We start from the raw sequence: 21,633 nt of genomic DNA on the forward strand, positions 1-21,633 counted from the left end.
TCCAGATGGGTCGTGCCGGGCACGGCGGTCGTGGTGAATCGTGGGTGGAGCGACCGCTCTCCGACAGGAGCACGCTAGGCCGCCCGCCGTTAAGCCGGTCGTTATCCGAACCTGCGCCTTCGCAGGGCCGTTATCCGGCGGAGGCGCCGAGCCGGTCGGCGAGCCAGCCGTTGATCTCGGGCACCGCGATCGACAGGTTGTCCATGTGGCAGTGCTGCGCGGCCCCCTCCTCGTTGGTGAAGATCCGCAGTGTCTTGTCCGCGGAGCCGCAGGCGTCGTACAGCAGGTGGGCGTCCGACACCGGCACCTGCTGGTCGTCCTCGCCGTGCGCGAGCAGGAACGGGCACGTCATCCGGGGCACCACGTCGGCCAGCCGGAAGTCCTCCAGCAGCCGCAACGCCTCGGTGTTGGAGGAGGTCCCGGTGGACCAGACCAGGTGCTCGCCGGGGACCGGCAGCTGCTTGGCGTACGCCGCCTCGATCCGCTCGCGCCAGATCCGGTGGTAGTCCCAGATCGCGCCCCAGGCGACGCAGGCCTTGAACCGGGGCTCCATGCTGGCGCAGCGCGAGGCGTAGTAGCCGCCCAGGCTGAGCGCCATCACGCCGATCCGGTCGGCGTCCACGTCCGAGCGGCCCTCCAGCCAGTCGATCGCCGCGCCGCCGGCCACCTCGTAGTCGTGCCGCAGCGGAATGCCGCGGAAGCGGACGGCCTCGCCGACGCCGGGACTGTCCAGCGACAGCACCGAGACGCCGCGGGCGATCAGGTCCTCGGCGCCGAGGAACCAGTTGTGCTCCTTGTTGCCGTCGAACCCGCTCATGAACAGCACCGCGGGCCGCCGGTCGTCGGGTGAGGAGGCTGCGGAGATGAAGATCGCGGGCAGCGCGGTGTCCTCGTACGGGATCTCCACGTGCTCGATCGTGTACCGGTCGTCCAGTTCGGCGGCGCGCCGGAAGCAGTCCGTCATCGCCCGGTAGGAGGTCAGTGCCTCGGAGTCCTTGGGGAAACGGAACCGTTCGGCGGCGAAGTAGTAGCTGGTGGCCCGGCGGTAGTGCGCGAGGGCCGCGCGGCGGTCGCCCCGCGCCTCGGCCTTCTCCGCGAGGCCCCGGACGTGGTCGCCCATCGCGCCCCACTCGCGGAACCAGCGCTCGTCGTCGCCCACGTGACCGGCGAGCCGCCGGCAGACCCGGTCGATCTCACCGACCTCGGCACCGCCGGTCGGCACCACGGCGAACACCAGCATCACGTTGTACGACCACCGGTAGTCCTCGGGGAACCAGGCGCACCACTCGGCATTGCGGATCGCGGCAACCACTTGTCACTCCTTCGTCGAGTCCATCGGGATCGTGGTCAGAACAGCCGGTAGGCGCTGCGGTAGAAGAGCAGCGGCGCGGCCTCGTCGTCGGCGGCGAGCTCCAGCACCCGGCCGAGCACCAGGGTGTGGTCGCCGGCCTCGTAGGTTTCGACGATCGTGCACTCCACGTGCGCGTGCACGTCCCTCAGCACGGGGGCGCCGGTCCTGCCCGGGCTGTGCGGCACGCCCGCGAACCGGTCGCCGCGGCGGGCGAACTGCCTGGCCAGCCCTTCCTGGTCGGCCGTGAGCACGTTGGCGCAGAAGTGCCCGGCGGCCTGGATCGCCGGCCAGGTGGTCGAGGTGCGCGCCGCGCAGAACAGCACCAGCGGCGGGTCCAGCGACACCGAGACGAACGAGTTCACCGCCATCCCCACCGGGCCGTCCGTCCCCGAGGCGGTCACCACGACCACCCCGGTGGCGAAGCAGGCCATCACGCCGCGCAGGTCGTCGCCCGCGATGACCGGCTGCGCGCTCACAGTCCCACCCCGTCGGCGTACCTGGCCCGGTGATGGTCGGGGTCGCCGAACAGCAGCGCCGAGGACGCCGCCCGCTTGAAGTACAGGTGTGCCGGGTGCTCCCAGGTGAACCCGATGCCCCCGTGCACGTGGATGTTCTCGCCCGCCACCATGGTGTAGGCCTCCGAGCAGTAGGACTTGGCCAGGGCGGCGACCACCGGGAGCTCCGGCAGGTCCTCCCCGGCCGCGTACATCGCGTAGTGCGCCGCAGACCGGGCCGACTCGACCGCCGTCAGCATGTCCGCGCACCGGTGCTTGATCGCCTGGAAGGAGCCGATCAGCCGGCCGAACTGGGTGCGCACCTTGGCGTACTCGACCGACATCTCCAGGCACCGCTGGGCGCCGCCGACCTGCTCGGCGGCGAGGCCGACCGCGGCCAGGTCCAGCAGGCGCTCCAGCACGGGACCCGCGGCGCCCTCCTCGCCGATCAGCCGGGCCGGGGTCCGGTCGAACTCCAGCACCGCCTGCCGGCGCGTCCCGTCCATCGTCGGCAGCTGCGTCCTGGTCAGCCGGGACGCCTCCCCGAAGACGGCGAACAGCGAGAGCCCGGCGTCGCTTCTGGCGAAGACCAGCAGCAGATCGGCCGTGTGCCCGTCCAGTACGAACGACTTGGTTCCCGACAGCCGCCAGACGTCGTCCTCGTGCGACGCCCGCAGCGCGATGTCGCCGGGCGACCAGGACCCGGACGACTCGGTGATCGCCACCGAGGCGATCGTGTCACCGGCGGCGATCCCCGGCAGGAAGTCCTGCTGCGCCCGCTCGTCGCCGGACAGGAGCAGGGCGTTGGCGGCGAGCACCACGGTGGCGAAGAACGGCCCGCCCAGCAGGGCACGGCCCGTCTCCTCGAGCACCACGCCCAGTTCGAGGAAGGAGGCCCCCGAGCCGCCGAAGCGCTCGGGGATCGCGATTCCCTGCAGGCCGAGCTGCTCGGCCATCTGCCGCCACACCCGCGGGTCGTAACCCGGCTCGGTGTCCATCAGGCGGCGTACCTGTGATTCCGGGGAGACCTGCTCCACGAACGACCGCACGCTGTCCCGGAACTCCTCGTGCTCCTCGGCGAGGCCGGTGAACGCCGCGGTCGCGTCGGCCAGTTGTTGAAGTCCGCTCATGGCCAGGACGTTAGAAGGGGGATGTGCACTCGGCATGAGCGGCGAGAGCCGTAACGCCCACAGTAACTCCCCATGGGCGATCGTTCCTACCGATGCCGAGCCGACACCGGTATGGGGCCACAGCCAGAGGAGGAAGTCACCGTGGATCTTAGCTTCGACGGCCGGGTCGCCGTGGTCACGGGAGCGGGCGGAGGGCTCGGCCGGGCCCACGCTCTCGAACTGGGGCGCCGCGGCGCGAGGGTCGTCGTCAACGACATGGGCACGTCCCTGTCGGGGGACGGCGTCGAGAGCGGCCGGGCGGCGATCGTGGTGAAGGAGATCGAGGCGCTCGGCGGCACCGCGGTGGCCGACGTCAACTCCGTCGCCACCCCCGAGGGCGGCGAGGCCCTGATCCAGACCGCGCTCTCCGCGTTCGGGCAGGTGGACGTCGTGGTGAACAACGCCGGCATCCTGCGCGACAAGACCTTCCACAACACCGGCCCCGACGACGTGGACCCGGTGCTGGACGTGCACCTGAAGGGCGCCTTCAACGTCACCCGCCCGGCCTGGCGGGTCTTCCGCGAGCAGGGCTTCGGACGCGTCGTGGTGACCTCGTCCTCGGCCGGCTTCTACGGCAATTTCGGCCAGGCGTCGTACGCCTCGGCCAAGATGGGCCTGATCGGGCTGATCAAGGTCCTCGCGATCGAGGGCCGCAAGTACGACATCAAGGCGAACGCGATCGGCCCGGTGGCGCTCACCCGGATGACCGAGGGCTTCGAGAACCCGATCGCCGACAGGATGGACCCCGCACTGGTCTCGTCCGTGGTCGCCTACCTGTGCCACGACTCGTGCGAACTGTCCGGCGAGGTGCTCAGCGCGGGCGCCGGACGGGTGGCCAGGGTGTTCGTCGGCATGACCCGCGGCTATGTCAACGACTCCCTCAGCGCCGAGGACGTCCGCGACCACCTGACCGAGATCTTCGACGACACCGGCTACCAGGTGCCGGGCAACAGCATGGCCGAGATGGAGCTCCTCGCCGAGATGCTGGGGAAGTGAGATGACCGAGCAGCGCACCCGCCCGGTCCCGCTGACCGGGCAGCGCCTGTCGGGGATCCGGATCGGGGAGTGGATCGACATGGCCGCGCGGCGCTCCCCGAACCGGGAGTGCTTCGTCACCGCGGAAGGCTCACGCACCTTCGCCGAGGTCCGCGACCGGGTGCACCGGCTCGCCCGCGGCATGCAGGAGACGGGCCTGCGGCAGGGTGAGCGGGTCGCGATCCTGGACACCGACTCGCCGGAGTACGTGGAGATCCTCCTCGCCCTGTTCAAGCTCGGCGCGGTGGCGGTGCCGCTGAACTACCGGCTGTCGCCCGCCGAGATCACCACCCTGCTGCGCACCGCCGAGGCGTCCTGGATCTTCGTCGGCGAACGGTACGCGCCCGACGTGCTGCGGTCCCGGCCGGAGCTGCCGCAGCTGGCGCACGTGATCGGCCGCGGCACGGCGATCGAGGGGACCGTCCCGCTGGAGGAGATCCTGGAGCTCGGCGCGGCCGGAGACCCGACACCGGCCGCGGTCGAGGACGAGGACGTGGTCGCGCTCGCCTTCACCAGCGGCACGACCGGCCTGCCCAAGGGCGTGATGCAGTCGCACCGCATGTGGAAGACGATGGTCTCCAACGCGGTCCTGGAGTACCGCTTCCTGCGGGACGAGTTCCGCTACTCGGCCTCCCCGCTGTACCACGTCGCCGGGCTCAGCCTGGTGCTCAACGCGATCCAGCGAAGCTCGACGTCACTGATCGTTCCGCAGTGGGACCCGGCGGAGCTGCTGAGGTGGTGCCGCAAGGGCCTCACCGACGTGTTCCTGGTACCGACCATGATCAGCGCGCTGCTGCGGGAGCCGGACGTCGCCCCGGCCGACTTCGCCGCGCTGCGGTCGGTCTTCTACGGTGCCGCGCCGATGTCGCCCGACCTGCTGGTGCGGGCGATGGCGGTGATGGACTGTGACTTCTACAACGGCTTCGGCGCCGGAACCGAGGCGGGCATGCAGAGCGTGCTCACCCCCGAGGACCACCTGCGCGCGCTGAACGGGCACCCGCACCTGCTGAATTCGGTGGGGCGCCCCGGCTACAACATCGACCTGCGGATCTGGGACGCCGAGGACCGGGAGGTGCCGACCGGCGAGGTCGGCCAGATCGTCACCCGCAGCGACATGGTGATGAGCGGCTACCACGGCCGCCCGGAGAAGACCGCCGAGGTGGTGGTGAACGGCTGGTTCAAGGGCGGCGACCTCGGCTACCTCGACGAGGAGGGCTACCTGTACCTCGCGGGCCGCAAGGACGACATGATCATCCGTGGTGGTGAGAACGTCTACCCGATCGAGATCGAGACGGTCCTGTCCGCCTACCCCGGCGTGGTCGAGTGCGCCGTCGTCGGCGTCCCCGACCCGCACTGGGGCCAGACCGTGCGAGCCCACGTCGTCCTCACCGAGACGGCCGCGGCCGAGGCCACGCCCGAGGGCATCCAGGGCTTCTGCAGGGACCGCCTCGCGAAGTACAAGGTGCCCGACGAGATCAGAATCCACACCGGCACCCTGCCCAAGAACGCGAGCGGCAAGGTGCTCCACCGTCTGCTGCGGGAGCAAGCGTGAGCGACCAGACAGAAAACCCACCCACCGGCGAGGCCGCGTTCCAGGACGCCGTCCGGGCGTTCCTCGACGCGCACGCCAAGCCGCTCCCCGAGGCGCAGGAAGGCTGGGGCGTCGGCTCCGACGAGCTGAGCTCCGGCGCAGAACCGACCCGCGAGGAGGAACTGCGGATGGTGGAGGCCGCCACGGCCTTCCGCCGCGAGCTCTTCGACGCCGGCTTCGGCTGGCTCACCGGCCCTGCCGAGTACGGCGGCGGCGGCCGGGAGGCGCGCTTCCAGGAGCTGTTCGACGAGGTGGCCGCCGACTACGAGCTGCCCTCCGAGGCGTGCTTCGTCGTCGGCCACCACATCGTCGCGCCGACCCTGCTCGCCTGGGGCACCCCGGAGGTGAAGGAGCGATACCTCCGCGCGCTGTACCGGGCCGACCTGCTCGCCTGCCAGCTCTTCTCCGAGCCCGAGGCCGGCTCCGACCTGGCCGGGGTCCGCAGCCGAGGGGTCCGCGACGGCGACGGCTGGCGGGTGAGCGGGCAGAAGGTGTGGACGTCCGGCGCCCACTACAGCGACATCGGCGAGATGCTGGTCCGCACCGACCCCGAGGCTTCCAAGCACGGCGGCCTCACCATGCTGATGATCGACATGCACGACCCCGGCGTGGAGATCCGCCCGCTGCGCCAGATGACCGGCGGTGAGGCGTTCAACGAGGTGTTCGTGGACGACGTGTTCGTCCCCGACAGCCACGTCCTCGGCAAGCCCGGCGACGGCTGGAAGGTGGCGATGACCACGCTCGGCAACGAGCGGGCGTCCATGGGCTACCGGACCTCCCCGCCCGCCTCCGACCCGGTCGAGCGCCTGCTCGGCCTGATCCGGCACTTCGGCCTCGAAGGCGACACCGGCATCCGGTCGGAGTTCGCGCGGATCGCGATCCGGCGCGACATCATCCGGTGGACCGCCGCGCGCGCCGCCGCCCGCGCCGCGGGGGGCGAACCCGGCGCCGAAGCCTCGATCATCAAGCTGATGGACTCGGAGAACGTACGCGCCATCGGCGCGCTCGCCGGCCGCGTCCTCGGAGCCCGCATGACCGCCGACACCGGCGAGTGGGGCACCTACGTCTGGGCCGAGCTCATGCTGAGCGCGCCGTCCCTGCGCCTCGCCGGAGGCACCGACGAGATCATGCGCAACATCATGGCCGAGCGCATCCTCGGCCTCCCGCGCGAGCCGGCTCCCAACCGCTGACCACCCTCACGAGGAGAGACCACACCCATGGTTGACCGCACGCCAGTCATCGCCGGGATCGGCCTGAGCGACTACCCCAAGGCCCCGCATCTCGACGCGGTCGGACACCACGTGCTCGCCACGCAGCGGGCACTCGCCGACTGCGGCCTCGCCAAGAGCGAGATCGACGGGTTCATGTGCGCCCAGGGGGACTTCGCGCAGCCCGACAACGCCGGCACCATGGCCGAGATCCTGGGCATCAACCCGCGCTACTTCGACGGCACCGCCGTCGGCGGCTCCAGCTTCGAGCTGCACGTCCAGCACGCGGCCGCCGCGATCCGTGCCGGCCTGTGCGACAACGTGCTCATCGTCTACGGCTCCGACCTGTACACCAGGTCGGGCACCAACCCCGGCTTCGGCGCCAAGAAGCCCGGCGAGGCGGTCCCCGGCGTCCTGCAGTTCGAGTCGCCCTGGGGCAACTCGCTGATCGGCGCCTACGCGATGGCCGCGCAGCGGCACATGCACGAGTACGGCACCACCTCCGAGCAGCTGGCCGCGATCGCGGTGGCCTGCCGCACGCACGCCGCGCTCAACCCGAACGCGCAGTACCGCAAGCCGATGACGGTCGAGGACGTGGTCAACTCCCGCATGATCGCCGACCCGCTGCACCTGCTGGACTGCTGCGTGGTCTCCGACGGCGGCGGCGCGGTGATCGTGACCACCGCCGAGCGGGCCCGCGACCTGCGCCGGCCGCCGGTGTACGTGCTGGGCGCCGCGTCCGCGCAGACGCACTGGAACATCAGCCAGATGCCCGACTACACCCGCACCGCCGCGGAGCGCAGCGGGAAGGAGGCCTTCGCCCAGGCGGGCCTCACCCCCGACGACGTCGACACGGTGCAGCTCTACGACAGCTTCACCATCACCGCACTGCTCATGCTGGAGGACCTCGGGTTCTGCAAGAAGGGCGAGGGAGGCCCGTTCGCGGCCTCCGGCGCGCTACAGCTCGGCGGCGCCCTGCCGCTGAACACCGACGGCGGCGCGCTCAGCTCCTGCCACCCCGGCATGCGCGGCATCTTCCTGCTCATCGAGGCCACCAGGCAGCTGCGCGGCGAGGGGGGCGAGGCGCAGGTCGAGGGCGCCGAGGTCGCCCTGGCGTGCGGCTCGGGCGGCTGGCTGTCGGCGATGGGCACCGTGATCCTCGGAAAGGACAAGGCATGACGAACGCCACCACCCCCGCTGACGCGCCCCCGATGGAGGGCCGCCCGGTACCGCTGCTCGACGCCTCCACCCGGCCGTACTGGGAGGCCACGCTGCGCGGCGAGCTGCTGGTGCAGGAGTGCCCCGAATGCTCCCACCGGCAGTTCTACCCCCGGCAGATCTGCGTCGAGTGCGGCGCCGTGCCCGGCTGGCTGACCACCGCGGGCAGGGGCGTCGTGCACACCTTCTCCGTGGTGCGGCAGAACGGGGCGTTCCCCTTCAACCAGTGGACCCCGTACGCGGTCGCCGTGGTCGAACTCGACGAGGGGCCGCGGATCATGGGCAACGTGATCGGCTGCGAGGTGGACGAGGTCCGGATCGGGATGCGGGTCGAGGTCGACTTCGTCCCGCTGAACGATGAGGCGTCCCTGCCGTTCTGGCGCCCCGCGGACTGACGCGGGCTCGCGCGACAGACCCGGCCGACGCAGACCCGGCCGGACAGACGGAGAAGCGCCCCGAGGCGGCGGGGCGCTTCTCCGTCGGTGTTTCCTGTACCTGGGATCAGAGGCCGGGGCACGGAGCCGGGGGTCAGACCGTCTGCGGCGAGGGCGCCCGCAGGTTCGTCCCCCCGGGCAGGTCGCCCGCCTCCGGCGGCAGGCTCGCCTCCGCCGGTATCCGCAGCGACAGCCACTCGGCGATCAGCCGCAGGGTCGGGTCCGGGTCGTCGGTCTGCATGTGTTCGGCGCCGCTCTCCCCGGAGGCGAACACGCGCAGCGTCTTGTCCTCCGACCCGGCCGCCTCGAAGGCGCGGCGCGCGTCGGCGACCGGGATCTCCCGGTCGTCCTCCCCGTGCACGATGAGCAGGGGCTGGGTCACCCGCGGCCACACGGTCGCGAGCGTCCACTCCTCCAACCGTTCCAGGGCCCGCTCCACGCTCGGTGTGCCGAGTACCCAGGGCAGGAACCACGACGCCGGCTCGTACCCGGAGCGGTCGTCCCAGCGTCGTCTCCACACCGCGCCGCAGTCCCAGTTGCCGGCCCACGAGACGCAGGCCGAGACCCGCGGCTCGAACGCCGCCGCGCGGGCCGCGTAGTACCCGCCGAAGCTGATGCCGAGCACGGCCACGCGCCGGGCGTCCACGTCACGCCGGGTCTCCAGGTAGTCGATGATCGCCGCGGTGGGCACCTCGTAGTCCGGGCGCGAGGGCACGCCGCGCAGCCGGACCATCTCCCCGGTGCCGGGGGTGTCGACGACCAGGCAGGTGACGCCCCGGCGGGCGAACGCGGTGCCCATCACGGCGTACATCAGTTCCTTGGTCAGGTCCAGGCCGCCGTAGACGATCACCACCGGCCGCGGGTCGCCGGCGTCCGGCGCGATCAGGTAGCCGGGCATCATGCCGTCGGGGGAGTCGATGTGGACACGCTCGAGCGGCAGGGCCGCGCACTCCATCGCGTTCCCGAACGCCTGCAGGGCCGCGGCGTAGCTCTCCGACTTCGCGGGCCCCAGCGGGATCTCCCGCTGCCCGCTCGCGTGGTACACCGAGGCGCGCAGGTAGCGCGCCCCCGCCGTCGCCGGGTACCCGGCCTTCAGGTCCCGGGCGGCGAGTTCCTCCTGCCGGTGCGCCATCCCCGCCCAGGCGGCGGCCCAGGCATCCAACCTCGTCAGGGGCGGGTCCGCCGCCGAGGGGTCCGCCGCCGGCAGGTCGCGGAGCGGGCCCAGCCAGCACTCCATGTCGCCGAGTGAACCGCCGGCCATCAGGGCCAGGTTCACCGTTGACGACCAGGCGTGGTCGCCTGGGAAGAACTCGAACACGACGACTCCTCGCGAAACGGCGAGACGGGCGGCGGACGCGCACGCGTGCGGGTGTGCCCTCATCCGCTGGCATCTGAGATTGGTGGTTGAGGTTCATATTGATAGCGCCACCGCATTACGGGTGGCGTTACCCGGTGCGCCCGCCGTCACCGGACGGCGGGCGCACCGGGCGCACCGTGCCGCCGCCCCGGGTCGAGGGCGGCGGCGGTCGTACGCGGGCGCCGGGTCAGGTCGTGGCCCACTGCGCCAGCGGACGCTCCTCCGGACCGGCCATGCCGCCGATCTCCGGGTAGACCTTGGTGGCCATCAGTTCCATCTCGCGGATCACGTCGTCGGCGGGCTGCTGCGCCCAGTGCCAGATCAGCACCGAGTACTCGTAGGGGACCCGCTCCCACTCCGCGGCGAACTGGGCCCGCGCCTGGTCGACGGTGCCGCCCAGGAACAGGCCGGAGTCCTTGACGGCCTGCACCACGTCGTCGCCCATCGCCATCTTCTTCTTGAAGAACTTCGCGTAGAAGTGCTCGAAGATGTCGGCGTCGTAGTCCAGCAGGGCCTTGTCGAACGCCGCGGGGGAGTCGGTGATGTGCGGCCACCGCACCGGGGCCTGGTTGGCGCCCAGCGGCAGCGGGTGGCCGACCGCGGCCGCCTCCTCCGCGTACACGCGGGCGAACTCCTCGGTGCGGGAGGAGGGGGAGAAACTGCACACCACGAAGCCGTTGCGCGCGCAGTACCGGATCGACTCCTCCGAGCTGGAGGACGCCACGAACACCGGCGGGTGCGGACGCTGGTACGGGGCCGGGGTGACGGAGATCTTCCGGATCACCCCGTCCCCGTCGATCTCGTCCACCGCGCCCATCAGCGACGCGGTGTCGGCGGCCGGGTAGCCGGCGATACCGGTGTCGTAGGGGAACGGCACCTGGACCCGGGAGCCGTTGAAGTCGAAGGAGTCCTGGGTCCAGGCCTTGAGCATCAGGTCGACCTGCTCCTCGAAGATCCCCCGGTTCGCCTTGTCGGCCGCGCCGCCGTCCGACAGCGTGGCCTGGGTGCCCAGGTGCTGGCCGAGCACGTCGGTCCAGCGCGACTGGTAGCCGCGGCTCACCCCGGTCCAGAAGCGGCCTTCGAGCATGTGGTCGAGCATGGCGCACTCCTCGGCCACCCGGATGGCGTCCTGGGTGCCCAGCACGTAGCCGTTGGTGCCGATGTTGATCCGGCTGGTGTGCGCGCCCAGCCAGGCGTTGACCACTCCGGGGGACGGGGAGATCTCGTACCCCTCGGAGTGGAAATGGTGCTCGATGCCGGCGATGCCCCAGTACCCCAGGTCCTCCGCGGCCTTGGCGATTCTCGCCCAGTCCCGCATGACCTTCTGGAACTCGTCGCGGTCGCGCCCCAGCGGTCGACGGGCCGCGCGACCGGAGGCCCCGCCCTCGACCGGGATGACCGGATACAGCTGAACGATCGCCTTGACGCCCACAGTCCCACTCCTCAGCAGTCACAGACCGAATCCACTGCCGATATCGAACGGGACGGCCAGTTACCTGGCTGTTCTCCGTGATCCGTAACGACGGATTAACGGCTCCCGCAATAAACCGCACTTCACAACGGAACGGCCATTCGGTCGCGATCGACGGAGGGTTCCCATGAGGATTTGCCGCTTCACACCGCATGGCTGGCCGGACGCCGAGGTACGCGCGGGAGCCGCGGTCGGAGCACTCGACGCCCCGATCGTCGTCGACCTCGCCGCGCTCCTCGCCTCGGAGATCCTCGCCGACGGCGGAGAGGCCGGCCGCGCCTCCGAGCTCGCCCGCGCGACCTTTCCCGGAAGCACCGTCGCCCTGCTGGGGTCGGGCGGGCGCGCCGAGGACGAGGCGCGGCGGCTGCTCGACGCGCTGGGCGACGCCGAGGCCGCGCTGGGACGGTCGGGCCCGCTCGGCGCGCACGCCTACCGGCGCGACGCGGTCCGCCTGCTCGCCCCCGTCGACCGGCCGCCGACCGTGCGCGACTTCTTCGCCTTCGAGGACCACATGGTCAACGCCCTGCGCAACCTCGGCCGCGAGGTCCCGCAGGAGTGGTACGAGGCCCCGTCGCACTACGTGACGCGCAGCGCCTCGGTGTTCGGCCCCGACGAGCCCGGCCAGTGGCCCGCCTACACCGAGAAGCTCGACTACGAGCTGGAGTTCGCGATCGTGATCGGCCGCCGCGGCCGGGACATCCCGCCGGAGCGGGCCTGGGAGCACATCGCCGGGCTCACCATCTTCAACGACCTGTCCTGCCGCGACGTGCAGGGCCGCGAGATGGGTACCCGGGTCGGACCGGCCAAGACCAAGGGCTTCGATCGGGGCTGCGCCACCGGCCCGTACCTCGTCACCGCCGACGAGATCCCCCGCCCTTTCGGCGCGGGGATGCGGGCCTTCGTCAACGGCGAGCTGTGGTCGGAGGGCTCCGCTGCGACGATCCACTGGTCGATCGAGCAGATCGTCGCGCACGCGTCGGCGGGGGAGACCCTGCTGCCGGGTGACCTGCTCGGCTCCGGCACGGTCGGCACCGGCGCGGGAATCGAGATCGACCGCTGGATCAGGCCGGACGACGTGGTCCGGCTGGAGATCGACGGGCTCGGCGCGCTGGAGACCCGCGTGGTGCGGGCCGTCGTGGGCGAGGACTGATGCGGCCCCCGATCCTGCGCGAGCGGGACGTACGGATCCCGCTGCCCGACGGGGTGATGCTGCGCGCCGACGTCTACCGCGACCCGGCTTTCGGCCCGCGGCCGGTGCTGCTCCAGTACACCGCCTACGACAAGTCGAACTGGGCCTCGGTCTACGGTGTGATCAACCCCGAGCGCGCGGTGGACGAGGGGTTCGCCGTCGTGGTGGTGGACGCGCGCGGCCGGTTCCGCTCCGGCGGCGACGAGCCGTTCCGCCCGTTCGAGGGCTCGGGCGCGGACGCCGCCGCCTGCGTGGAGTGGGCCGCCGCGCAGCCGTGGTCCAACGGCAGGGTCGGCATGTACGGGGCGTCGAACAACGGCGTCCCGCAGTGGCAGGCGCTCAGGCACCGCCCGCCCGGGCTGCGGACGATCGTGCCGCACTTCACCGCGTCCGAGTTCGACGGCGGCTGGGTCTGGCGCGGCGGCGCGTTCCAGCTCGGTTTCAACCTCTGGTGGAGCCTCGCCAACCTCGCCCCCGACCAGCTCCGCCGCGCCGTCGTCCGTGACGGCGCGGACGCCCACCGGACGGCCTCCGGCGCCCTGGCGCGCGCCCTGCGCGACCCGGACGCCGCCTTCCGTGCCCTTCCGCTCTCCGACGTGCCCGCCCTGGACGGTGTCGCCCCGCACTACGGGGAGTGGCTCGCCCACCCGCCGGGCGACCCGTACTGGGACCGGCTCAGCGCCCGCGAGGCGCTGGCGGAGACCGACCTCCCCGTGCTGCACGTGGCCGGCTGGTACAACGTGCACCTGGACGGCAACCTCGCCGCCTACCAGGCGATCAAGGAAGCGGGCGGCCCGGCTGCCGAGGCGCAGCGCCTCGTCATCGGCCCGTGGACCCAGTGGGCGCCCGCGCTGTTCGGCGACTCCTGCGGCCCTGAGCGGCGCTTCCCCGTCGGGATGGACCTGGAGGGGATCCAGCTCGCCTGGTTCGGGCGGCACCTCGCCGACGGCCCGGGCCCCGACCTGCCGCCGGTGCGCGTGTTCGTGATGGGCGCCGACGAGTGGCGCGACGAGCAGGAATGGCCGCTCGCCCGCGCCCGCCCCACCCAGTGGTACCTGCGCGGCGGCGGGACGGCCAACTCCCGGCACGGGGACGGCCGGCTGAGCACCGAGCCGCCGCGCGGCGACGAGCCGCACGACGCCTTCCTGTACGACCCGCGCCACCCGGTACCCACCCGAGGCGGCGCCGTCTACCTGCCCAACCCGGCCGCCAACTCCGGCCCGATGGACCAGAGCGCGGTCGAGGACCGCGACGACGTCCTGGTCTACAGCGGAGACCCGCTGAGCGAGCCGGTCGAGGTGATCGGCCCGGTGCACGCCGTGCTGTACCTGCGCACCACCGCCCCGGCCACCGACGTGACCGCCAAGCTGGTGGACGTCCATCCCGACGGCCGGGCGTACCTGCTCTGCGACGGCATCCGGCGGATCACCGCGGCGGAGGTCACGGCGGCGGGGGACGGCCCGATCCGGGTCGAGGTGGACCTGATCGCCACCGGGAACGTCTTCCTGCCGGGACACCGGATCCGGCTGGAGGTCTCCAGCGGTTCGTTCCCCAAGTACGACAGGCATCCCAACACCGCCGACGGCACGGCCGCCTCGCAGCGGGACCTGCGGGTCGCGATGCAGACGATCCTGCACGACGCCGAGCACCCTTCGGCGCTCGTCCTGCCCGTCACCCCCACCTGGTAACGGCGGGGATAACGGCACCCGGGGTGAGGTCGGGGCACCGCAGCATCCCGAATTCCGGCAAGGAGATTCGATGCCCCCCATGCGCGCCCCCCTCACCCTCCTCCGCTCCGCGGCCGCCCTGTGCCTGCTCCTGACGGTCGCGGCGTGCGGCTCCGGAGAAGAACCCGCCGCCCCCGCACCCCAGGACGGCTCGGCCGCACCCGAGGCGAGCCTTGAGACACAAAAAGTGACCTTCAGCGGGGTCACCCCCAACGCGGGCAACTGGGCCATCCAGGTCGGCGTCGAGTTCGGTGTCTTCCGCGAGTACGGTCTCGACGTCTCGATGATCTACTCGCAGTCCAGCCCGAACGCGCTCGCCGCCATGATCGGTGGTTCGGTGCAGTTCACCTCCACCGTGTACGACGCCGCGATCCTCGCCCACCAGAAGGACCCCCGGGTCATCGCGGTCGCCGAGGGCTACCGGTCCTACCCCGAGTATCTGGTCGTGCCGCCGGAGGTGACCTCCTTCGCCGACCTCAAGGGCGCCACCTGTGGCGCGCAGAACCCCGAGGGCATCGGCGACGCGCTCTACCTGTCCAAGATGATGGAGCACGGCGGGCAGTTGAGGCTCGGCCAGGACTACAGGCTCACCAACGTCAACCTCAACGCCGGGCCGGCGCTCGCCGCGCTGAAGTCCGGGCAGATCAAGTGCATCGCGGTGCTCCCGCCCACCTCCACCCTGCTGGAGAAGCAGGGCTACAAGATTCTCTACGACCTGCAGCAGGTGCCCGAGTACCAGGACCTGTCCTTCTTCGGGATCAACGCGATGCGGACCTGGGTGAGCGAGAACCCCAACGCCGCCCGCGCCTTCCTCAAGGGTTACCTGGCCTCGATCGCCTACCTGTACGACCCGGCCAACAAGGAGAAGGCGATCGACCTGCTGGCGAAGAACGCGCAGGTCGAGCGGAGCGTCGCCGAGGCCTCCTACACCTGGGTGACCGCCGGCGCCTACCCGCGCGACGGCGCGATCGCCGCCACCGTGGTCCCGCGTACGGTCGCGCTGATGAAGTCCGGCGGCTCACTGGAGGCGTCCGCGCCGGACGACGTGGCCGGTCTGGTCGACAACTCCCACGTCAAGGCCGCGTACGAGGAACTGCCCGACTCGGTGAAGAGCGGACCGGGACCCAAGGGCCTGCTCCCGGAAGGCCAGCAGCCCGCATGAGCCGCCTGGTTTCCGGCGAGTCCGGCACCGGCCCGGCCGCCGCCCTGGAAGCGGGGCGGCGGCCGGGCGGGGGGTGGTGGCCGGCCAGGTGGCGCGCCCGGCAGGCGGGGAAGGGCGCGGGACCGCGCGGGCGCCGCGCCGCGCTCAGCTTCCTCGGCTTCCTCCTGGTGTGGCACGTCGCCGCCGAGTACGTGGTGGACAACCCGCTCTTCCTGGCCGGCCCGATCAGCACCGCCGCCGCGATCGTGACGATGTGGCAGAACGGGACGCTCCAGCAGGACATGCTGGTCAGCACGGGTGAGTTCACCAAGGGATTCGCGGCCGGCCTGCTGGGCGGCGTCCTGCTCGGCCTGCTGCTGGGGACGAGCCGCCGGGCCAAGGACTACATCGACCCGCTGATCAACGGGCTCTACGCCACCCCGATCGTCGCGCTCGCGCCGCTGTTCATCCTGTGGTTCGGCATCGGCGAAACCAAGACCGTGCTGCTGGTGTTCATGCTGGTGGTGCTGCCGATCGCGATCAACACCGACGCGGGTATCCGGGTGACCGACCCGCAGCTCCTGGAGGCGGCCCGGTCCTTCGGCGCGAGCCGGTTCCAGCTGTTCACCAAGGTCCGGTTCCCGACCGCGATCTCGTTCCTGATCGCGGGCATCCGGATGGGCATCGGACGAGGGCTGATCGGTGTCGTGGTCGGCGAGCTCTTCGGCTCGCAGAGCGGTCTCGGCTACCGGATCCTCGTCTCCTCGCAGTACTTCCAGACCGACGCCCTGCTCGCCGGGGTGCTCATCTTCGCCGTCACGGGTGTGCTGCTCGTGAAGCTCTTCGAATGGCTCGAACATCGTGCCGCGCCGTGGAAGAAGGACCGCCCGTGATCCCGTCCGGGCCGAACGCCTACCAGAAAGGGGCGGCCATGCCGACCGAAGAACCCCAGGGCCTCATTCCGATGCTCCCGGTGGAGGAGGCCGCGCGGATCGCGGTCGAGGTGGGGATGCGCGAGGAGATGTCGCGGATCCACTTCTACCGCCTGCTGATGAACTCCCCGCAGTCCGCCCGGGTGGAGAACGAGATCAACGACCGGATCCTGTGGGAGGGGCGGCTCACCGTCCGCCCGGAGGCCACTCGGCTGCGCGAACTCGCGATCATGCGGGTGGCCTGGGCCACCGGCTCCGAGTACCTGTGGGCACACCACTACTCCCCGACGGTCGACGTCGACCTGCCGGGCAAGCGCCCCTCCGACGTGCTCGGCGTCCGCGAGGGCGCGGACCACCCGGAGTTCGGGTCCGTCGAGCGCGCCGTGATGCGCGCGGTGGACGAGATGGTGCGCGACGACCGGATCTCCCCGGAGACCCTGGGCGACCTGAGCTCGGGGCTGGCGAACGACGGCGAGGTCGTCGAGATCTGCTACGTGATCGCGATCTGGCGCGCCCTCACCACCCTGATGGCCACCTTCCAGGTGCCGCTGGAGCCGGGCTACCGGCCCTGGGCACCCGACGGCCGCCGCCCGGAGAGCCGCGAGGCGGGGGTGCCGGGCCGGTGAGCGGGTTCGATGAGTACCGCGACCGGTTCGCCGACGTCGCGATGGAACGGCACGACGGCATCCTGCAGGTCTCGCTGCACACCGACGGCGGATCGCTGAAGTGGAGCGAGCGGGCACACCGCGAACTGCCGGAGGCGTTCCGGCAGATCGCCACGGACCCCGACAACCGGGTGGTCATCCTGACCGGCACCGGCCCCGACTTCCTGACCGAGATGGCCTTCGAGCGGCGCAACACCACCCCGCTGGGCTGGGACCGGATCGCGCACGAGGGGCGGCACATGCTCTTCGACCTGCTCGACATCGAGGTCCCGGTGATCGCCGCGGTGAACGGCCCCGCCACCGAGCACGCCGAGCTCGCGCTGCTCTCCGACATCGTGCTCGCCTCCGAGACGGCCGCCTTCGCCGACCACCAGCACGTGGTCGCCGGGGTGGTGCCGGGCGACGGCGTGCACATCGTCTGGCCCTGGCTGCTCGGGATGAACAGGGCGAGGCACTTTCTGCTCACCGGCCGGACCATCGGTGCCCACGAGGCGCTGGAACTCGGCCTGGTCGCCGAGGTGCTGCCGCGGGAGCGGCTGCTGGAGCGCGCCTGGGAGCTCGCCCGGCAGCTCGCGGGCAACACCACCCTCACCCTGCGCTACACCCGCGCCTGCCTGACGATGCTGATCCGGCGCGAGCTGCAGTTCGGCCTGGCGCACGGGCTCGCCCTGGAATCGCTCGCCGCGGTCGACGCCCGCTCCTTCCCGCCCTCACCCCCGCCGGCCTCAGGACAGCCATGACCGAGAGGAGGACCTGATGTTCCGGTATCCGCGCCGTCGCCCCGCCGACGACCCCCCGCCCCCCTCGCGGTCCGGGGCCCCGCTACTGGAGATCGACGGGCTGTCGGTCGGCTACGAGCGGGCCGGCGCGTACACACCGGTCCTCGAGAACGTCGGCCTCACCGTACGGGACGGCGAGTTCGTCTGCGTGGTCGGCGCCAGCGGCTGCGGCAAGACCACGCTGCTCAAGACCATCGACGGCCTGATCGCGCCGGCGGCCGGGGAGGTCCGGGTCTCCGGCCGCCCACCCGACCCCCGCCGGGGGGACATGGCCGTGGTGTTCCAACAGGACTCGCTCTACCCCTGGCGGACCGTACTGGCCAATGTCAGGTTCGGCCTCGACTTGCGAGGTTCCCGCTCGGCCGCCACGGACGCGCGCAGCCGCGAGTGCGTCGAGCTGGTCGGCCTGCGCGGCTTCGAGGACCACTACCCGCACGAGCTGTCCGGGGGGATGCGCCAGCGGGTCAACCTGGCGCGTGCCCTGGCGGTCGACCCGACCGTGCTGCTGATGGACGAGCCGTTCGCCGCGCTGGACGCGCAGACCCGGGAGGTGATGCAGACCGAGCTGCTGGACATCTGGACCCGGCACCGCAAGACCGTGGTGTTCATCACTCATCAGCTCGACGAGGCCGTGCTGCTCGCCGACCGGGTGATCGTGATGGCCGCACACCCCGGGCGGGTGAGGGAGGAGATCACGATCGACATCCCCCGCCCGCGTGACCTGCATACCAAACGCGGTGAGAAGTTCACCCGGTACGTGGACCACATCTGGAAGCTGATCGAGGACGAGGTCCGCAGTTCCCTCATCCCCGGCACGGCCGACCCCGGCCGAGATGGGACCTGACCTCTCCCGCCGTCCGCCCGCGCCGGCCTGCCGGGACAGGGCGGGCGCGTCGGGGGGAGATCTCCCGGTCCGTGTCCGTACGACCGGCGGCGGAGATCCCTTGGTCCGTGCCTGCTCAGCCGGGGGCCTGGTCCTCTCGGTCCGTGCCTGCTCAGCCGAGCCCTTCGCCGGTCCCCTCGGTGAACAGGGCGCCGATCGGAGCGGGCACGTACCGGGTCTCGTCCCCCGCGAACAGCTCGTCGCGGAACCGTGCGGCGGACTCCGCCGACCAGTCGGCCGGTTGCGGGGCCGTGCGCACCGGCGACCAGGTTCGCATCCGACGCACCGTGTTCCCGGCGACGACGAAGACCTGTCCCGTCACGTCCTCGCTCTCGGGACCGGCGAGCCAGGCCACCACGGTCGCGATTCGTTCGGCGGGCAGCGCGCCGTCGGGCAGGCCGCCGAACGCCGCCTCGCTCATCGGGGTCCGCGCCCGAGGCGCGATCGCGTTGACGCACACCCCGTACCGGCCCAGCTCGGCCGCCATGGTCAGGGTGAGCGAGGCCAGCCCGGCCTTGGCCGCCGCGTAGTTGCCCTGCCCCGCGTTGCCGTACAGGCCCGACTCGCTGCTCGTGTTCACGATCCGGCGCCCGCCCCCGGGGTTCGCCCGCCAGTGTCGGGCGAGCGCCCGGCACAGCCGGAAGGGCGCGGTCAGGTTGACCGCGAGCACCGCCTCCCAGTCGTCGTCGTCCAGATTGAAGACCATCCGGTCCCTGACGATCCCGGCGTTGTTCACCAGTACCGACACCGGCACCCCGAACCCCTCCGCCGCCTCCAGCACGTCCTCGGCCGCGCCCTTCTCCGCGAGGTCCCCCCGCCAGGCCACGGCGGTGCCGCCCGCGTCCCGGATCTCCTCGGCCAGCGGCCCGCTGTCCGCGAGGTCCGCGCACAGCACCGCCGCTCCGCGCCGCGCCAGCAGCCGGGCCTCGGCCGCCCCGATGCCCCGCGCGGCTCCGGTGACGATGCAGGCCCGCCCGCTCAGGTCGAGCCCGCCGCGGGTGCCGGATGAAGCCGTCATGCCACTCTCCATGCCTTGGAAATCGAACTCCGCCGGGACCCCGCGGAAAACTCCGCCAGGACGAACGGAAGAACCTTCCTTATTGTAAATAAAGTCGAGTTCCCACATCAATGCATATCGGACATTATCTGTCGGTTGGCGAGATATGCCCGCCGGGCCATTGTTGTATTCTTTTTTGAATTCAGGTGTGTGGGAAGTGGGTGCGATTCGCCGCGAAGGCTTTTCCCCTGTCGCGCTGTGCGGCGACATCGCTCGTCCTCCCACGGGAGGACGAGCGATGTCGGGGACGGAGTCGCGAAGGGCCTGCCGCCGGGTGTGCCGAATCGAACCCGCGCCTGTCGGCTTGGGAAGTGTGTCAACCGCATGATGCTCGTGCGCACGCGTTTTTAGGAGTACACTTTTAAGTACTGTACTCCTAAAAAGAGAAGGTCAAGATGTCACTGCCGCGGCCGTCGGACATGTTCGACCGCGAGTGGGAGTGGGAGCAGCTCTCGCGGTTCGTCGCCAACGACTCCCGGGGGGCCACACTCGGGGTGGTCTCCGGACGACGCCGGCAGGGCAAGACGTTCCTGCTGGAAGCCGTCTGTGAGGCGACCGGTGGTTTCTACTACGCCGCCACCGAGGCCGTGCCCAGGGCGGAGGCGCTGCGCCAACTCGGGGAGGCCGTCTCCGCGTTCACCGGGACACCGGGACGGGTCAGGTTCGAAAACTGGGAGGAGGGAATCGACGGCCTGCTCTCCTTGGGGGATGAACGGACCGTTCCCGTCGTTCTCGACGAGTTCCCCTACCTGGTGCGTGATGCCAAGGACCTGCCTTCGGTCATCCAGAAGGCTCTGTCGCCGCGCCGCAAGCAGCGGGGGGCGTCACGGTCGCGTCTGCTGCTGTGCGGGTCGTCGATCTCCTTCATGGGCGGCCTGCTCTCCGGGCAGGCGCCGCTGCGCGGGCGGGCCGGGTTGGAACTGGTGGTGCCCACCTTCAACTTCCGGCTGGCCGCCGAGTTCTGGGGGCTGACGGCCGAGCCTCGACTGGCGGCCCTGGTCTACTTCGTCGTCGGCGGCACCCCCGCCTACCGCACCGAATATCTGGCCGGGATCGCCCCGGCGGGTCTGGCCGACTTCGACCGCTGGGTCGTGGAGTACGTTCTCAACCCGGCCAGCCCTCTTTTCCGCGAGGTGCGTTTCCTGCTCGCCGAGGACCCGGCGCTGCGCGACACCGGCCTTTATCACACGGTTCTGGCCGCGGTCGCCGAGGGCAATGCGACCCGCAGTGGTATCGCGAGCAGAATCGAGCGCAAAGCCGTCGACATTTCTCATCACCTGACCGTTCTGGAGGACGCCGGCCTCCTCGTGGCCGACCCGGACGCCTTCCGCCGGAACCGCTCCGAGTACCGGATCACCGAGCCGCTCGTCCGCTTCTATCACGCGATCATGCGCCCCTACTGGGCGCAGCTGGAAAGGGCGCGGGAGGGGCGTACCGAGCGGATCTGGCGTGCCGCTCAGCCTCGCTTTCGCAGTAACGTCGCGGGGCCGGTGTACGAGCGAATGTGTCGGGTGTGGTGTGAAGACTTCGCGTCCGAGGAGACGCTGGGTGATATGGCGGGAAGTGTCCAGTCGGGGGTTGTTCACGATGTCACCAGCCGTACAGGCCATGAGGTGGATGTCGCTGTCCACAGTCCTGACGGCGCACTACTGGCCATTGGGGAGGCCAAGTGGGGGGACGTTGTAGGGCTTGGGCACCTGGAGAGGCTTGAGCGGGTGGCGGCGCTCCTCGCGGCCAAGGGCGAGGCGCCGGGGCGGCTGCTGCTGTTCAGCGGGATGGGGTTCATGCCGGCGTTGCAGGACGCGGCGGCGCGCAGCGGTGGACGGGTGCAGTTGGTGGGGCTGGAGCGGTTGTACACAGGTTCGTGATCGCGATCGGACCGGTCCGAGCTTTTTCAGTAGTCCGGACACTGCGGCATGCATCCTACGAGCA

19 protein-coding genes are annotated in these 21,633 nt (G+C 71.2%); 13 read left to right on the forward strand and 6 right to left on the reverse strand.

What is annotated here, in order from left to right; translation table 11 throughout:
- Positions 1–130 precede the first annotated feature (130 nt).
- From AB0B90_RS20965 to AB0B90_RS20975, 3 genes are read right to left on the reverse strand one after another with little or no spacing between them, the layout of a single operon-like run.
- On the reverse strand, positions 131–1,312 hold the full coding sequence (locus tag AB0B90_RS20965) for an alpha/beta hydrolase (protein ID WP_350942960.1): 1,182 nt from the start codon (positions 1,310–1,312) through the stop codon (positions 131–133).
- Between the two features lie 35 nt (positions 1,313–1,347).
- On the reverse strand, positions 1,348–1,827 hold the full coding sequence (locus AB0B90_RS20970; RefSeq protein WP_350942961.1) for a flavin reductase family protein: 480 nt from the start codon (positions 1,825–1,827) through the stop codon (positions 1,348–1,350).
- Complete coding sequence (locus AB0B90_RS20975) at positions 1,824–2,975, reverse strand: acyl-CoA dehydrogenase family protein (protein ID WP_350942963.1); 1,152 nt, start codon at positions 2,973–2,975, stop codon at positions 1,824–1,826. Before AB0B90_RS20975 ends, AB0B90_RS20970 begins: the two co-directional genes overlap by 4 nt.
- Before the next feature lie 141 nt (positions 2,976–3,116).
- Between AB0B90_RS20975 and AB0B90_RS20980 the strand changes: the two genes are divergently transcribed.
- The 5 genes from AB0B90_RS20980 to AB0B90_RS21000 are packed head-to-tail and all read left to right on the forward strand — an operon-like array spanning position 3,117 to position 8,461.
- Complete coding sequence (locus AB0B90_RS20980; protein WP_362924149.1) at positions 3,117–4,010, forward strand: SDR family NAD(P)-dependent oxidoreductase; 894 nt, start codon at positions 3,117–3,119, stop codon at positions 4,008–4,010.
- Position 4,011: 1 nt separating this feature from the next.
- A complete protein-coding gene (locus AB0B90_RS20985; RefSeq protein WP_350942965.1) occupies positions 4,012–5,601 on the forward strand; it encodes an AMP-binding protein in 1,590 nt (529 codons plus the stop codon).
- Positions 5,598–6,830, forward strand: a complete 1,233-nt coding sequence (locus tag AB0B90_RS20990) for an acyl-CoA dehydrogenase family protein (RefSeq protein WP_350942966.1) — start codon at positions 5,598–5,600, stop codon at positions 6,828–6,830. The genes AB0B90_RS20985 and AB0B90_RS20990 overlap by 4 nt, the downstream gene beginning before the upstream one ends.
- A gap of 27 nt (positions 6,831–6,857) precedes the next feature.
- Positions 6,858–8,027, forward strand: a complete 1,170-nt coding sequence (locus tag AB0B90_RS20995) for an acetyl-CoA acetyltransferase (RefSeq protein ID WP_350942967.1) — start codon at positions 6,858–6,860, stop codon at positions 8,025–8,027.
- Complete coding sequence (locus AB0B90_RS21000; RefSeq protein ID WP_350942968.1) at positions 8,024–8,461, forward strand: Zn-ribbon domain-containing OB-fold protein; 438 nt, start codon at positions 8,024–8,026, stop codon at positions 8,459–8,461. Before AB0B90_RS20995 ends, AB0B90_RS21000 begins: the two co-directional genes overlap by 4 nt.
- Positions 8,462–8,594: 133 nt before the next feature.
- Here AB0B90_RS21000 and AB0B90_RS21005 read toward each other — a convergent pair whose 3' ends face one another.
- Positions 8,595–9,818: an alpha/beta fold hydrolase gene (locus AB0B90_RS21005; RefSeq protein WP_362924152.1), complete on the reverse strand. Its 1,224-nt coding sequence runs from the start codon at positions 9,816–9,818 to the stop codon at positions 8,595–8,597.
- A 226-nt stretch (positions 9,819–10,044) separates the two neighbouring features.
- Positions 10,045–11,289, reverse strand: a complete 1,245-nt coding sequence (locus AB0B90_RS21010) for an LLM class flavin-dependent oxidoreductase (protein ID WP_350942971.1) — start codon at positions 11,287–11,289, stop codon at positions 10,045–10,047.
- Between the two features lie 166 nt (positions 11,290–11,455).
- Between AB0B90_RS21010 and AB0B90_RS21015 the strand changes: the two genes are divergently transcribed.
- From AB0B90_RS21015 to AB0B90_RS21045, 7 genes are all read left to right on the forward strand, one after another.
- Positions 11,456–12,478, forward strand: a complete 1,023-nt coding sequence (locus AB0B90_RS21015) for a fumarylacetoacetate hydrolase family protein (RefSeq protein ID WP_350942972.1) — start codon at positions 11,456–11,458, stop codon at positions 12,476–12,478.
- Positions 12,478–14,205, forward strand: coding sequence for a CocE/NonD family hydrolase (locus AB0B90_RS21020; RefSeq protein ID WP_350942973.1), 1,728 nt, complete (start codon positions 12,478–12,480; stop codon positions 14,203–14,205). The genes AB0B90_RS21015 and AB0B90_RS21020 overlap by 1 nt, the downstream gene beginning before the upstream one ends.
- A 70-nt stretch (positions 14,206–14,275) precedes the next feature.
- The gene (locus AB0B90_RS21025; RefSeq protein ID WP_350942974.1) at positions 14,276–15,406 is read left to right on the forward strand and encodes an ABC transporter substrate-binding protein; all 1,131 of its coding nucleotides are present in this window, start codon (positions 14,276–14,278) and stop codon (positions 15,404–15,406) included.
- Positions 15,403–16,278 (forward strand): ABC transporter permease, encoded by an 876-nt coding sequence (locus AB0B90_RS21030; RefSeq protein ID WP_350942975.1) that lies wholly within the window; start codon positions 15,403–15,405, stop codon positions 16,276–16,278. Before AB0B90_RS21025 ends, AB0B90_RS21030 begins: the two co-directional genes overlap by 4 nt.
- A 38-nt stretch (positions 16,279–16,316) precedes the next feature.
- The gene (locus AB0B90_RS21035) at positions 16,317–16,943 is read left to right on the forward strand and encodes a hypothetical protein (RefSeq protein ID WP_350942976.1); all 627 of its coding nucleotides are present in this window, start codon (positions 16,317–16,319) and stop codon (positions 16,941–16,943) included.
- The gene (locus AB0B90_RS21040; protein ID WP_362924156.1) at positions 16,940–17,722 is read left to right on the forward strand and encodes an enoyl-CoA hydratase/isomerase family protein; all 783 of its coding nucleotides are present in this window, start codon (positions 16,940–16,942) and stop codon (positions 17,720–17,722) included. Before AB0B90_RS21035 ends, AB0B90_RS21040 begins: the two co-directional genes overlap by 4 nt.
- Before the next feature lie 16 nt (positions 17,723–17,738).
- Entirely contained in the window at positions 17,739–18,605 is an 867-nt protein-coding gene (locus AB0B90_RS21045; RefSeq protein WP_362924158.1) for an ABC transporter ATP-binding protein, read from the forward strand.
- A gap of 151 nt (positions 18,606–18,756) precedes the next feature.
- Here AB0B90_RS21045 and AB0B90_RS21050 read toward each other — a convergent pair whose 3' ends face one another.
- Positions 18,757–19,662 (reverse strand): SDR family NAD(P)-dependent oxidoreductase, encoded by a 906-nt coding sequence (locus AB0B90_RS21050; RefSeq protein WP_362924160.1) that lies wholly within the window; start codon positions 19,660–19,662, stop codon positions 18,757–18,759.
- 434 nt (positions 19,663–20,096) lie between these two features.
- Between AB0B90_RS21050 and AB0B90_RS21055 the strand changes: the two genes are divergently transcribed.
- Entirely contained in the window at positions 20,097–21,569 is a 1,473-nt protein-coding gene (locus tag AB0B90_RS21055) for an ATP-binding protein (RefSeq protein WP_350942983.1), read from the forward strand.
- Positions 21,570–21,633 lie beyond the last annotated feature (64 nt).

Source organism: Streptosporangium sp. NPDC049078, from assembly GCF_040648855.1.
Lineage (GTDB): Bacteria > Actinomycetota > Actinomycetes > Streptosporangiales > Streptosporangiaceae > Streptosporangium.

Bases quoted from the DNA above. Each gene is read 5' to 3' on its own strand.
- AB0B90_RS20985 (WP_350942965.1), top strand. From the start codon at position 4,012: ATGACCGAGCAGCGCACCCGCCCGGTCCCGCTGACCGGGCAGCGCCTG.
- AB0B90_RS21030 (WP_350942975.1), top strand. From the start codon at position 15,403: ATGAGCCGCCTGGTTTCCGGCGAGTCCGGCACCGGCCCGGCCGCCGCC.
- AB0B90_RS21050 (WP_362924160.1), bottom strand. From the start codon at position 19,662: ATGACGGCTTCATCCGGCACCCGCGGCGGGCTCGACCTGAGCGGGCGG.
- AB0B90_RS20995 (WP_350942967.1), top strand. From the start codon at position 6,858: ATGGTTGACCGCACGCCAGTCATCGCCGGGATCGGCCTGAGCGACTAC.
- AB0B90_RS21035 (WP_350942976.1), top strand. From the start codon at position 16,317: ATGCCGACCGAAGAACCCCAGGGCCTCATTCCGATGCTCCCGGTGGAG.
- AB0B90_RS21015 (WP_350942972.1), top strand. From the start codon at position 11,456: ATGAGGATTTGCCGCTTCACACCGCATGGCTGGCCGGACGCCGAGGTA.
- AB0B90_RS21000 (WP_350942968.1), top strand. From the start codon at position 8,024: ATGACGAACGCCACCACCCCCGCTGACGCGCCCCCGATGGAGGGCCGC.
- AB0B90_RS20975 (WP_350942963.1), bottom strand. From the start codon at position 2,975: ATGAGCGGACTTCAACAACTGGCCGACGCGACCGCGGCGTTCACCGGC.
- AB0B90_RS21045 (WP_362924158.1), top strand. From the start codon at position 17,739: ATGTTCCGGTATCCGCGCCGTCGCCCCGCCGACGACCCCCCGCCCCCC.
- AB0B90_RS21020 (WP_350942973.1), top strand. From the start codon at position 12,478: ATGCGGCCCCCGATCCTGCGCGAGCGGGACGTACGGATCCCGCTGCCC.
- AB0B90_RS21055 (WP_350942983.1), top strand. From the start codon at position 20,097: ATGTCACTGCCGCGGCCGTCGGACATGTTCGACCGCGAGTGGGAGTGG.
- AB0B90_RS21025 (WP_350942974.1), top strand. From the start codon at position 14,276: ATGCCCCCCATGCGCGCCCCCCTCACCCTCCTCCGCTCCGCGGCCGCC.